The organism is Enterococcus faecalis (assembly GCF_029024925.1).
GTDB classification, from domain to species: Bacteria; Bacillota; Bacilli; order Lactobacillales; family Enterococcaceae; genus Enterococcus; species Enterococcus faecalis.
Window position 1 is genome coordinate 2,763,055 of sequence record NZ_CP118962.1, and the last position, 13,578, is coordinate 2,776,632.

The following is a 13,578-nucleotide window of genomic DNA, read 5'->3' on the forward strand; positions in this document are numbered from 1 at the left end:
AGCCGTAAGGAGCATGCTCCTTACGGCTTTTTAGGGTTTATTTATTGATGTTTTTCATCGCATCTTCAGCAGCCATTTGTGCTTCAATGTCTGAAATACTATAAACGTTTTCGCTAGCTACGCCAACTTCTTTTGGTTCCATGTTACGGTAACGAGCCATACCAGTACCAGCTGGGATGATTTTACCAATGATAACATTTTCTTTCAATCCAAGTAATGGATCTTTTTTGCCACGGATAGCAGCATCTGTTAACACGCGTGTTGTTTCTTGGAAGGATGCAGCAGATAAGAAGCTGTTTGTTTCCAATGACGCTTTGGTAATACCAAGTAAGACTGGACGACTAGTAGCAGGGACGCCACCAGCAACTAATGTGTCGTAGTTACGGTCTTTAAATTCTGCGATGTCCATTAATGTTCCTGGAAGGATTTCAGTGTCACCTGGATCCATTACGCGGATTTTACGTAACATTTGACGAACCATTACTTCGATATGTTTGTCGCCGATTTCTACCCCTTGCATACGGTAAACACGTTGTACTTCACGTAATAGGTAGTTTTCAACAGATAAAACATCACGAACTTGTAATAATTGTTTTGGATCAATTGAACCTTCTGTCAACGGTGCACCACGGTGGATGATGTCGCCTTCAGCAACTTTCATACGTGCAGTGTAAGGGACAGTATAGGTACGTGTATCTGTTTTTCCTTTGATGGTTACTTCTTTTTGACGTGTGGCAGGATCTTCAGAAATATCGATAACTTCACCGGTTACTTCTGTAATCACTGCTTGTCCTTTCGGATTACGTGCTTCAAAGATTTCTTGGATACGAGGTAAACCTTGAGTGATATCGTCACCGGCAACCCCACCGGTATGGAACGTACGCATGGTTAACTGTGTACCAGGTTCCCCGATAGATTGAGCGGCGATTGTACCAACTGCTTCTCCGACTTCAACGTCAGAACCAGTTGCCAAGTTACGTCCGTAACAGTGCTTACATACACCATGTTTTGTGTTACATGTAAAGACAGAACGGATGGTTACTTTTTCAATACCAGCGTCCACGATTTCTCTTGCAAGATCTTCAGTGATTAATTGATCCGCACCAATGATGATTGCACCAGTTTCTGGATGAACAACTGATTTACGTGTATAACGACCTAATAGACGTTCGTCTAATGGTTCGATAATTTCGTTACCTTCACGAATGGCTTCGATTTCAAGACCACGGTCAGTGCCACAGTCGTCTTCACGAATGATTACGTCTTGGGCAACGTCAACTAAACGACGTGTTAAGTAACCTGAATCGGCTGTCTTCAAGGCCGTATCGGTCATCCCTTTACGAGCCCCGTGAGTTGAGATAAACATTTCTAAGACAGAAAGTCCTTCACGGAAGTTTGAGATGATTGGTAATTCCATGATTCGTCCATTCGGAGCGGCCATCAAACCACGCATACCAGCTAACTGTGTAAAGTTGGAGATGTTACCACGGGCTCCAGAGTCAGACATCATGAAGATTGGGTTACGAGCTTCCATACTTTCGATCAGTTTTTGTTGGATTTCATCTTTGGCACCGTTCCAAACGCCGATTACACGTTCATAACGTTCGTCATCAGTAATTAAACCACGACGGAATTGTTTAGTAATTGTTTCAACTTGTTTGTGGGCAGCGTCAATGATTGCTTGTTTTTCATGAAGAACCATGATATCGGCAATCCCTACCGTCATCCCAGCATACGTTGAGTGTTTGTAACCTAAGTCTTTCATGCGGTCAAGCATTTTAGAGGTTTCCGTAATGTGGAATCTCTTGAAGACTTCAGCAATGATATTTCCAAGATTTTTCTTCTTGAATGGTAAAACTAATTCTTGCTCTTTAATGTGTGCAGGAATGTCTGTACCAGCTTCTACAAAGTATTTATCTGGTGTTTGAACAGTTAAGTTATAGTCTGTTGGTTCGTTCAAGTAAGGGAACTCAACAGGCATGATTTCGTTAAAGATGATCTTACCAACTGTGGTGATTAAGATTCGTTCTTTTTGCCAATCAGTAAATGGTTTGTCACCTAAAAGTGTTGTTTGAACCCCAATACGTGAGTGTAAATGCACGTAGCCATTTTGCCATGCTAAAACAGCTTCGTTCATGTCGCGGAAGATCATGCCTTCCCCTTCACGGCCTTCTTCTTCCATTGTTAGGTAGTAGTTACCTAAGACCATATCTTGAGATGGTGTAACAACTGGTTTACCATCTTTCGGGTTCAAGATATTTTGGGCAGCAAGCATTAACATACGAGCTTCTGCTTGTGCTTCTTCATTTAGAGGCACGTGAACCGCCATTTGGTCTCCATCGAAATCGGCATTGTAGGCTTCACAAACTAATGGGTGAAGACGGATCGCACGACCTTCAACAAGAACAGGTTCGAAAGCTTGGATCCCTAATCTATGCAACGTAGGTGCCCGGTTAAGTAAAACTGGGTGTTCTTGGATAACTTCTTCTAAGATATCCCAAACTTCATCTTCGCCACGTTCGATTTTACGTTTCGCATTTTTAATGTTTGTCGCAATTTCACGTTGTACTAATTCACGCATTACAAATGGTTTGAATAATTCAATCGCCATTTCTTTTGGTAAACCACATTGGTACATTTTTAAGAACGGACCAACGACGATTACGGAACGACCAGAATAGTCAACACGTTTACCTAGTAAGTTTTGACGGAAACGACCTTGTTTCCCTTTCAACATGTGAGAAAGAGATTTCAATGGACGGTTACCTGGCCCAGTAACTGGACGGCCACGACGACCATTATCGATTAAAGCATCGACCGCTTCTTGTAACATCCGTTTTTCGTTTTGAACGATGATGCTTGGCGCATTTAAGTCTAATAAACGTTTTAGACGGTTGTTACGGTTGATAACACGGCGGTATAAGTCGTTTAAGTCACTTGTTGCAAAACGACCACCTTCCAATTGAACCATCGGACGTAAATCTGGTGGAATAACTGGGATAACATCCATTACCATCCAGCTTGGTTGGTTACCAGAAGCACGGAAGGCTTCTAAGATGTCTAAACGACGGATGGCACGTGTCCGTTTTTGACCAGAAGCTGTTTTTAATTCTTCTTTTAATTGCGCAACTTCGCCATCTAAATCGACGTTATCTAATAATTGTTTCACGGCTTCGGCACCCATAGCAGCTTTGAAGGCTTGGCCATATTGTTCACGTTTTTCACGATATTCGCGTTCCGTTAACAATTGTTTTTTCTCTAATGTTGTGTCACCTGGTTCGATGACAACGTATGAAGCAAAATAAATGACTTCTTCCAATGCACGAGGGCTCATGTCTAAAACAAGACCCATCCGAGATGGAATTCCTTTAAAGTACCAGATATGTGAAACTGGTGCGGCTAATTCAATATGTCCCATACGTTCACGACGTACTTTTGAACGAGTGACTTCAACGCCACAACGGTCACAGACAATACCTTTATAACGGATACGTTTATATTTACCACAAGCACATTCCCAGTCTTTGGTTGGACCAAAAATGCGTTCACAGAATAACCCTTCACGTTCGGGTTTTAATGTACGGTAGTTAATTGTTTCGGGTTTTTTAACTTCCCCATAAGACCAGCTTCTGATCTTTTCTGGTGAAGCAAGCCCTATTTGCATACTTTCGAATTTATTTACATCGATCAAAAGGAATTCCCTCCATTTCCTTATTTAGAGAAGCTGAGTCAGCAACTTGTTAGCAAATGGCAAGCATCACTTGAAAGAAGGTCTGACGACACTTGGAACAAGTAATGGCTTGCGCAGTTGCAACAAAGTCGCAGTTGAATCAACTCATCAGAGTGGTAGCGACAAATTAGTCTCTGTCTTCGGCTGTTTCAATTTCTTGAACAACGTCTTGTGCTTCTTCTTTCACGACTGATTCTGCTTCTTTTTCCAGCTGTTTCGCTGATTGTTGTTCCGCAAATTTGGTTAGTGCGTCAACGGTGATTAAATCATCATCGTCATCGTCCATATCGCGTAACTCAATCTCAGCTTCCTCAATGTCCAAGACACGCATGTCTAAACCAAGTGATTGTAATTCTTTCACTAATACTCGGAATGATTCAGGCACACCTGGTTTTGGAATTGGTTCACCTTTAACGATGGCTTCGTATGTTTTCACACGTCCGACAACGTCATCAGATTTGTAAGTTAAGATTTCTTGTAATGTGTAAGCAGCACCGTAAGCTTCCAGTGCCCAAACTTCCATTTCCCCGAAACGTTGTCCACCGAATTGAGCTTTACCACCCAACGGTTGTTGCGTAACAAGAGAGTAAGGTCCGATTGAACGAGCATGCAATTTGTCATCAACCATGTGGGCTAATTTAATCATATACATGACACCAACGGAAATACGGTTATCAAATGGTTCACCTGTACGTCCATCGTAAAGAACTGTTTTAGCATCGCTAGCCATACCAGCTTCACGAACAGTTTCCCAAACGTCTTCATCGGTTGCCCCATCGAAAACAGGTGTTGCGACGTGAATACCTAATTGGCGAGCAGCCATACCTAAGTGTAATTCAAGTACTTGTCCGATATTCATACGAGAAGGTACCCCTAATGGGTTCAACATGATATCAACAGGTGTTCCGTCAGGTAAGAATGGCATATCTTCTTCCGGCATAATACGGGAAACAACCCCTTTATTTCCGTGACGTCCCGCCATTTTATCTCCTTCGTGAATTTTACGTTTTTGAACGATATAGACACGAACTAACATGTTGACACCTGGTGATAATTCATCGCCAGCTTCACGAGTAAAGATTTTCACATCATGAACGATACCGCCGCCACCGTGAGGTACACGGAGAGACGTATCACGAACTTCGCGGGCTTTTTCCCCGAAGATTGCGTGTAATAAACGTTCTTCTGCAGATAATTCTGTGACCCCTTTAGGTGTGACTTTCCCAACTAGTAAGTCGCCATCTTGAACTTCAGCACCAATGCGGATAATCCCCATTTCGTCTAAGTCTTTCAACGCGTCTTCCCCAACGTTTGGAATTTCACGGGTAATTTCTTCAGGTCCTAATTTTGTATCACGTGCTTCTGATTCATATTCTTCAATATGCACAGAAGTGTAGACATCGTCTTTAACTAAACGACGGCTCATGATAATGGCATCCTCGTAGTTGTAACCTTCCCATGTCATGAAGGCAACTAAGACGTTTTGCCCTAAAGCCATTTCGCCTTCTTCCATAGAAGGTCCATCCGCTAAAGTATCGCCTTTTTCAACTTTTTCACCTAAGTGAACAATTGGGCGTTGGTTGTAGCTTGTTCCTGAGTTAGAACGACGGAATTTTGTAACCATATATTTGTCTAATGCGCCATTGTCGCGACGAACGCGAATTTCTTTTGCATCGACGAATTCTACGACACCGTCATGTTTACATAGTAAAGCAGCACCTGAGTCATGGGCTGATTTATATTCCATACCTGTACCTACCCACGGAGAGCGTGGTTGAATTAACGGCACCGCTTGACGCTGCATGTTGGCACCCATCAAGGCACGGTTGGAGTCATCGTTTTCTAAGAAAGGAATACATGCTGTTGCGACTGCGACTACTTGTTTTGGTGAAACGTCCATGTAGTCAACTTTGTCTACGGCAACTTCTAAGTTTTCACTTTGTAGACGCGCCATAACAACATCATTGGCAAATGTGCCATCTTCATTTAAAAGTGAGTTCGCTTGCGCTACGATATAATGGTCTTCGATGTCTGCTGTTAAGTAATCTACTTGATCAGTAACACGGCCTGTCGCACGATCAACACGGCGATAAGGCGTTTCGATGAAACCAAATTTATTCACTTTCGCATAACTAGATAAGCTATTGATCAACCCGATATTTGGTCCCTCAGGCGTTTCAATTGGACACATACGACCATAGTGAGAGTAGTGAACGTCACGAACTTCATAACCGGCACGATCACGAGTCAAACCACCAGGCCCTAAGGCTGATAGACGACGTTTATGGGTTAACTCACCTAATGGGTTTGTTTGGTCCATGAACTGTGATAACTGTGAAGAACCAAAGAATTCTTTGATACTTGCTACCACTGGACGGATGTTAATTAATTGTTGTGGTGTCAATGTTTCTGTGTCTTGAATAGACATTCTTTCACGAACCACACGTTCCATACGGGCTAAACCAATACGGAATTGGTTTTGTAATAATTCGCCTACTGAACGGATACGACGATTACCTAAGTGGTCGATGTCATCGACATTACCGATATCTTCCATTAAGTTGAAGAAGTAGCTCATTGAAGCAACGATATCTGCTGGACGAACTGTTTTTACGCTGTCGTCTGGATAGCCGTTACCAATCACATTTACGATACGTTCAGGATCTTTTGGTGAAAGAACTTGAATCACTTGGATCGTCATTGGTTCAGTTACTACCGCATCTTCACTTGGATAGTAAGTTACGCTGTTTAAGCCGTTGTCAATGTATTCGCCTAATGTTTCCATGATTTGGTGTGTTAAAACTGTGCCTTTTTCGACAATGATTTCACCAGTTTCTGGATCAACTAGCGTTTCAGCTAAGGTTAAGTTTAATAGACGTGTTTTTAAGTCTAATTTTTTGTTAACTTTGTAGCGACCAACGTTTGCCAAATCATAACGTTTTGGATCAAAGAAACGTGCAGTTAACAAGCTACGTGAGCTATCTGCTGTTTTTGGTTCGCCTGGGCGAAGACGTTCATAAATGTCTTTCAAGCCTTCTTCTGTACGAGAATCACTTGCGTTTTTGTGTAAATCTTTTTCAATTGTGTTGCGTAAGCTTTCGCTGTCGCCGAAAATTTCGAAGATGGTATCATCTGAACCGAAACCTAAAGCACGAACTAACACAGTTAAAGGAATTTTACGTGTGCGGTCAATCCGAACATAAGAAATGTCTTTCGCATCTGTTTCCATTTCTAACCATGCACCACGGTTAGGAATGACTGTTGAGCCAAAACCTTCTTTGCCGTTTTTGTCCACTTTTCCATGGAAGTAAACACCTGGAGAACGAACTAATTGGGAAACGATAACACGTTCTGCCCCGTTGATGATGAAGGTACCCATTTCTGTCATTAATGGGAAATCGCCGAAGAAGACTTCTTGGGATTTAATTTCACCTGTTTCACGGTTGGTTAAACGTAATGTTACATGTAATGGCGCAGAATAGTTGGCATCATGTGCGCGGGCTTCTTCTACTGTGTACTTTGGTTCTTTTAATTCATAGTCAACAAATTCTAAGGATAAGTTTCCTTGGAAATCATCAATTGGTAAAATGTCTTCAAACATTTCACGAAGTCCCTCATCTAAAAACCATTGATAAGAGTCTGTTTGGATTTCAATTAAATTTGGTAATTCCAATACTTCACTGATACGTGCGAAACTTCTACGTTCGCGATGCTTTCCGTATTTTACTACGTGTCCAGCCAAGCTCTTCACCCCTCTAGTTATAAGTCTATCAAAACACCGATCCGAAAAATTACATTTACGTTACATATATTAAATATATGTAACAAAAAGCATTTTTTGCAGTTTTTAAGCAAAAAAAAACCAAAAATAGAACATGCTTCCGAAAAATTTTCTGGCGTTTCTACTTTTGTTTTCCTATAAAAAACCGGAACGGACAATATTTCGCTCCTGCTTCGTCACTTTCAGATAGTTTTTGCTCTATAGATTCTACTACCTTTGTCTAGAAAAGTCAAGGGTTTCTTTAAGGTTTTCTTTTTCATAAAAAGGAGTTTTTTTGTAAAGGGTTTTAATGAAAAAAGGCGTAATAAATAATTACGCCTTTTTTCAACAACTAGAAAATATATTCAATTATTTGGTCAATTTTCGCCATATCTTTTAATGGCAAATGCTCAATTTGACTTAATTTTCTTTCAGTGAAGTCCAAAGATTTCAGTTGTGAGATCACTACTTGCCCATGGGTTTCTATGTCATCGGGCAACGTATATCGAGTGGGAATATTTTTAATGGTGGAAGTAATCGGGCAAATCACAGCAAACATGGTTTTCCGATTAAATTCATATCTTGACACGACTAAACCAGGCCGTCTCTTCTGAATCTCTTTGCCTGCAGCAGGATCAAAATCAATCCATACAATATCTCCTTTTTTGGGAATGTACTTCTTTTCAACATTCATTAAAAAAGTTCTCTCCCCTCAGGTGCAAGATCATGCCACTCATCTTTTTCATAATACTCACCTTCTGGACCTTCACTAAATGGATCCTGAATTTTAGGGACTAATGTAATTGTACCGTCGTCAGAATACATCACAATATATTCTTGGTCGACTTTTGGTTTTTTACCATTATCAGTGGGTAAAGTTAAAACGACCGAGTTTCCTTGTCTTCTTGATTTAGTTGTTAGCATGAAATCACTCCCTTCGCTTCATTATACTATGTCTTTGCAATGATAGAAAGAATTTTAAATCACACTTAATGTGACTGAGTTTACTACATAATTCGATAATGCGCGTGGGACAAAAATCACTTTGGATTTTTGCTCCACGCTCAAAAACTGATAAACGGCGGGAACAGAAGCAACACTACGCGTTGCTCCGATCTCAACAACTTCTAAGGTGTTTCTCGACATGCGTCTCGTCACAGTACAGCCTTCAAAAGAGCTACAGCTCTAAGAGTTGCGATGTTTCACTGTGAAGCATGAACAGATGAAATCATCGTACCTACTTGGTTCTCGGAGTTAAACGCTTCTGGCCCGACCTCCTTTTCCCCTATCTTCCTCTTCACACAAAAAAACGAATGCAAAGATGCATTCGTTTTTGACTAACCGCCACCTAATAAAAAGTCTAGGACATTCATGCCGCCGCTTGTTTGGCTGCGGTAAAGTTCGGTGTAGCCGCATTGGGTACAGCTAATTGTAATAAATTTTTTATTTTGAACATCAAAAATTTTCGCAAAGTTCCCACCTGTTGCTTGAAATTGGTCCGACACATAGTGCATGTTGCCACATTTCTCACAAACATATTGTTGCTTTTCCATTCCCCTCACTCCTTCTCAATAAAACAAGTATAGCAAACGCCTGCTTCATTTTCCTCCATCCTAAGATGGATTTTTTCACTAGTTGACCAAGCCTTTTCCTTTCCGCTACAATAAGTATAACGAATCGGAGGAAAAAATATGTCGACAAAAAGCCAAGTCCTAACTTTATTGATGAAACAAACGCCCGCATTCCTTTCGGGCGAAGAGATGGCACAACGTCTGTCCTTATCTCGCACAGCTATTTGGAAAGCAATTAATGAATTGAAAAAAGATGGCTATCAAATTACTAGCGTGCAAAATAAGGGGTATCGCCTTGAAAAATCAGATGTCCTTTCTGCAGAAGGCATTCAGTTGGCATTATGGCCACAAACGCCGCCTTTAACAATTACCGTCCTAGAAACATCTGAATCTACCATGACCGATGCTAAGCGGGCGATTTTAGACCAGACGCCCGACAATACATTGATTGTTGCTGACATGCAAGAAATGCCGCGGGGCAGGTTCGGCCGACCATTTTTCGCTACGCCAGGTAAAGGGATTTACATGAGCATGGTGCTTCAACCGAACCAAAATTTTGAAGAAATCGCCCAATATACTGTGATTATGGCCGTAGCGGTCGCTCGAGCAATGGATGCTCTGGCAGGCGTTCACACAGAAATTAAATGGGTCAATGATCTTTATTTAAATGGCAAAAAAGTTTGCGGGATTTTGTCGGAAGCCATGAGCAATGTGGAAACAGGGCAGATTTCTAATGTTATCATCGGCATGGGGATTAATTTTTCAATTACAGAAACCGAATTTCCTGAGGACATTCGGCAGAAAGTGACTTCTCTTTTCCCAGATGGTGAACCGACGGCGACGCGAAATGAATTAGTCGCCAACATTTGGAATCATTTTTATCAAATTTTAGACAAACGTTCAACGAAAGACTTTTTAGAAGAATACCGACAACGCTCCTTTGTGATTGGCAAAGACGTCGCTTTTACCCAAAACGGGCAAGACTTCCGCGGCGTTGCGACAACCATTAGTGGAAATGGAGAATTGATTGTTCAGTTGCCTGATGGCACGGCCAAAACGTTGTCTTCTGGGGAAATTAGTTTGGACCAGATTGGTGAATGGCGTCGAGGATAAGTGGGGAAGTTTAGAAAAAAGCAAGTGGGACATCAGTCGTTTTGACTGATGTCCCACTTTCTACTTCTGAAGATAATCAGCTGAACAAAAGCAGCCCCTTCGGAAATAAGCCGAAATTGACTTTCTCACACAAGTGTTCGGCATATCTTAATCCTTCCAAGTGTTAAGAATCACGAAGAACGTAGTGATTCGATGATGAACAGAACCTACTTAGTTCTTGGCGCTAAGCACTTTTGTCTCAGCCGCATTATCTTGATACCTGATTATTGAACATTAACATCTATCGCTTGATAAAATGAATTAATCGTGTCATTGATATCCCAAACGGCATAAATAACATGGTATCCTTTCCTATCAGCGGGAATCTTTATTCTGTGTGTTTCTGTATCATTGACCATAAATCCTTGACCAGGAGGTAAATCTTGACCGATTGGTTGCCCTACTATGCCAATCAGTTCCATTTCGTCCATCGTTAATGGTGCATTAGGATTCCATCCAGGTTTCGTCATATAGTATCTAAAACGATTGGTCTTATGTTTTGCCGTCATCACCCATTTAAAATTATTCTCTCCTGTTGTTATATTACTTTTTACCCAACGAGTGGCTGTTTGTTCATCTAGTTTGGAATAGCTTGCTAATCCAGCTGAAGGCAACCTTCCATTTAATTGACCCGTGTCTAATAATTTAGTTGGCGCTTCAATTCCTTGGGGTGTCGTGATAATTTCTGGCTGTGAGCTGTCTTGACCAGGTCCCCATCCAAATCCGTTTGCTTCCGCATTTTTGACTCGACTGACTGGGCTATCAACATAGCCATGTGCATAACTCTGCTGTGCATCTCCTAAAGCAAAAACACTGATCATCGTTGCGCCCACTGCAATTATGAATAACATCATTTTTTTCATGTATATCGCTCCCTTATAAGCAAAACCCTTCAAAAAACATGTAATCTTAATCAACTGAAACGTAAAATCTCCACAACATCATTTTTACTTTTTCGATAGCGACCATCAACTTTGTGCACAATTATTGTCGACATATTTATTTTAAATGAAGTAGCAATTCAATAGCAACTGTCCGCCTTTTTTACTGAGAAAAACTTATAGCACTCTTATAAAAAATGTTTGTTTTTTAATTTATCATTATTGAACACCAACTATTTATAGCGGTTAACCGAGAACAGCCTTGTACACTTTTTTTTAGAATGCTCAAGTACTGTTTTTTTAACTGCTTCACTTCCCCACACCTTTAAATTTATTTAAAAAACAATAAATTTTCTTAAACTTCATTGTGAGAACCGCTACATAAATTCTATACTTCTAGCGTTAGATAAAATAACCTTGTTAGGTGAGGCTCCTATCCAAACATAGGCTATTGCGCAGAAATGTCGAAAGACACCAATGTGTAAAACAGGAATGGTCGAATTAAGGCTCTTCTAAAAATAGCTAAGAGAAATCTTTACGTTGGATAGTGCTAAAGCTCAGACGATGAGAACCGATTGGCTTGCTGTGTCCTGTTTAGTCGCAAGCGCTTATTTACGATCGATGCTGGCTTAGTCTACTCTTTCAAGGGAAAAAGAAAGGGATTCTCATGCAAACATCGAATAAAAAATTTCCACTTTATGCCCTAACAACGCTTGTTTTTACTTTCCTCACTTTGTTAGTGGCGGCTAGTCCAAATTGGTTTCAACAAATGGACGAAGCTATCTATCACATCAAATGGCAATTAAATGCCCCACTTTTAACAGCGGTCAATCTGTTAGCAAAAACAGCCACAATTGGACCAATGCTGCTATTCTTCTTATTATTGATGGTATACCTTTTACGCAAAAAAGAAAAAATCCTAGCCTTTTGGGCTGTCAGTAACCTATTAGCTGTCGGCTTCTTAGGGAGCGTTTTTAAACATGTGGTGGGTCGGGCTCGACCAAACCTAGGCGCTTTAGCTGACCGGAGCTCTGCTAGCTTTCCCAGCGGACATTCATTATTAGCAATGGCGCTAGTCTGTACGATTTTGATCATTTTGGCCTATCTTCATGTTGAAAAAACCAAAGGCATCAAAATTTTCTTACTCACTTATTTAGTTTTGATTGTGTTAGGTCGTTTAATCTTACGCGTTCATTATCCTAGTGATGTCATCGCTGGGATGCTCCTAAGTTATAGCTGGATCAACTTTTCATTTCAAATTGTTCAACGTTATTTGCCGGCACCTGAACCAGAGGAAGCAGAAGTACCGACACAACGCCGGCGCCGCCATTCTCGTAAAAGAAAAAGCTTATTCGTGGTCTTCAGTTTAACCCTTTTATTTTTAGGCACACTTTCTGTTTCGGCTTACGGCGTCAGCATGTATCGCAATTTGCAAAAAACGGCGAACACCATGTATAAACCAAGAAAATCTTCCACGAAGAGTCCCGATTTAGCCAAAGGTGAGCCGGTTAGTTTCTTAATTATGGGAATTGCGAATGACTCAAAACGCAAAACCGATTACCGCTCCAACGCCTTGATGGTGGTTACAGTGAATAATCAATTACAAAAAACTACCATCACCAGCATCCCACGTGACTACTATGTGGAAATGGCTGGCACCAATGGCGAATACAATAAAATCAATGCGGCCCACGTTTTCGGTGGTGCCGATATGCAAATTAAAACGGTTGAAAATGTCTTGCACATCCCAATCAATCATTACTTTTCAATTGATATGGATGCTATGAAGGACCTTGGCGATGCGGTGGGCGGCGTCACTGTTGACAATGCCTTTGCTTTTGACGCTGAAGGGATTCATTATCCGAAAGGCAAACAGCATTTAGGGGGCTGGGAAGCTTTACAATACGCGCGCATGCGTTACGAAGACCCTGAAGGCGACTATGGTCGTCAACGCCGCCAACGAGAAGTTTTAATCGAATTAACCAACAAGCTACTTTCTTTTAACAGCTTGCTAAAATATCAAGAAATTCTGGACGTAATCGGCGAGCATGGCGAAACCGACTTGTCCTTTGACCAAATGATGGCGATGCTAAAAAAATACACCCCCGCACTAAAAACGATTGAAACCGATCAATTAAAAGGCTACGATTACACTGGCGATGGCGTGACAGGGATTGAAGGTATTTCTTATCAACTTGTGGAAGAGAGTGAACGCCAACGTGTCGAAAATGCTATTAAAGAACAAATGAACCTCTCTACGAAAGACACTGAACAATCGCAATAACGACTAAAAAGCAGCGCCCCTTAATGAAAGGGGTGCTGCTTACTTTGGCTAGTTAGACGGTCATTTCAAAAATATTAATTTTTGTCACCGTTAGTAACGGCTCTACATCAGAGAGGTATGTTAGCGCATAGCTCTCTTTTCATTACCATTATAGCACAATTACCTAAAAAAATATATTGGAAACTAATTATTTTTTTGTT

9 protein-coding genes and 1 riboswitch are annotated in these 13,578 nt (G+C 41.0%); of the genes, 2 read left to right on the plus strand and 7 right to left on the minus strand.

Annotation, left to right across the window (positions count from 1 at the left end; translation table 11 throughout):
• Positions 1–37: 37 nt before the first annotated feature.
• The 6 genes from rpoC to PYW42_RS13675 form a co-directional block, all read right to left on the minus strand.
• Complete coding sequence (gene rpoC / locus PYW42_RS13650) at positions 38–3,691, minus strand: DNA-directed RNA polymerase subunit beta' (RefSeq protein ID WP_002354777.1); 3,654 nt, start codon at positions 3,689–3,691, stop codon at positions 38–40.
• Between the two features lie 166 nt (positions 3,692–3,857).
• Positions 3,858–7,472: a DNA-directed RNA polymerase subunit beta gene (gene rpoB, locus PYW42_RS13655; protein ID WP_002389470.1), complete on the minus strand. Its 3,615-nt coding sequence runs from the start codon at positions 7,470–7,472 to the stop codon at positions 3,858–3,860.
• A 370-nt stretch (positions 7,473–7,842) separates the two neighbouring features.
• The gene (locus PYW42_RS13660) at positions 7,843–8,184 is read right to left on the minus strand and encodes a type II toxin-antitoxin system PemK/MazF family toxin (RefSeq protein WP_002360937.1); all 342 of its coding nucleotides are present in this window, start codon (positions 8,182–8,184) and stop codon (positions 7,843–7,845) included.
• Positions 8,184–8,414 carry a type II toxin-antitoxin system PemI/MazE family antitoxin gene (gene mazE, locus PYW42_RS13665; RefSeq protein ID WP_002367500.1) on the minus strand — a complete coding sequence of 77 codons (231 nt, stop codon included), beginning with the start codon at positions 8,412–8,414 and terminating at the stop codon, positions 8,184–8,186. The genes PYW42_RS13660 and mazE overlap by 1 nt, the downstream gene beginning before the upstream one ends.
• Before the next feature lie 54 nt (positions 8,415–8,468).
• The gene (locus PYW42_RS13670; RefSeq protein ID WP_111997057.1) at positions 8,469–8,648 is read right to left on the minus strand and encodes a hypothetical protein; all 180 of its coding nucleotides are present in this window, start codon (positions 8,646–8,648) and stop codon (positions 8,469–8,471) included.
• Between the two features lie 179 nt (positions 8,649–8,827).
• A complete protein-coding gene (locus PYW42_RS13675) occupies positions 8,828–9,043 on the minus strand; it encodes a zinc ribbon domain-containing protein (protein ID WP_002354768.1) in 216 nt (71 codons plus the stop codon).
• A 138-nt stretch (positions 9,044–9,181) separates the two neighbouring features.
• Between PYW42_RS13675 and PYW42_RS13680 the strand changes: the two genes are divergently transcribed.
• Positions 9,182–10,174, plus strand: coding sequence for a biotin--[acetyl-CoA-carboxylase] ligase (locus PYW42_RS13680; RefSeq protein ID WP_002389493.1), 993 nt, complete (start codon positions 9,182–9,184; stop codon positions 10,172–10,174).
• 263 nt (positions 10,175–10,437) lie between these two features.
• Here the strand turns inward: PYW42_RS13680 and PYW42_RS13685 are convergent, their stop codons facing one another.
• Entirely contained in the window at positions 10,438–11,076 is a 639-nt protein-coding gene (locus PYW42_RS13685; protein ID WP_002378863.1) for a lytic polysaccharide monooxygenase, read from the minus strand.
• Positions 11,077–11,503: 427 nt separating this feature from the next.
• Positions 11,504–11,670, plus strand: a riboswitch (M-box (ykoK) riboswitch).
• A 91-nt stretch (positions 11,671–11,761) separates the two neighbouring features.
• On the opposite strand from PYW42_RS13685, the gene PYW42_RS13690 reads away from it, so the two are divergent.
• Positions 11,762–13,378: a phosphatase PAP2/LCP family protein gene (locus PYW42_RS13690; protein WP_002389442.1), complete on the plus strand. Its 1,617-nt coding sequence runs from the start codon at positions 11,762–11,764 to the stop codon at positions 13,376–13,378.
• The last annotated feature ends 200 nt before the right edge of the window (positions 13,379–13,578 follow it).

Excerpts from the sequence above, each read along its gene's own strand:
- PYW42_RS13675 (WP_002354768.1), bottom strand. The coding sequence starts at position 9,043 with ATGGAAAAGCAACAATATGTTTGTGAGAAATGTGGCAACATGCACTAT.
- PYW42_RS13690 (WP_002389442.1), top strand. The coding sequence starts at position 11,762 with ATGCAAACATCGAATAAAAAATTTCCACTTTATGCCCTAACAACGCTT.
- PYW42_RS13685 (WP_002378863.1), bottom strand. The coding sequence starts at position 11,076 with ATGAAAAAAATGATGTTATTCATAATTGCAGTGGGCGCAACGATGATC.
- PYW42_RS13660 (WP_002360937.1), bottom strand. The coding sequence starts at position 8,184 with ATGAATGTTGAAAAGAAGTACATTCCCAAAAAAGGAGATATTGTATGG.
- mazE (WP_002367500.1), bottom strand. The coding sequence starts at position 8,414 with ATGCTAACAACTAAATCAAGAAGACAAGGAAACTCGGTCGTTTTAACT.
- PYW42_RS13680 (WP_002389493.1), top strand. The coding sequence starts at position 9,182 with ATGTCGACAAAAAGCCAAGTCCTAACTTTATTGATGAAACAAACGCCC.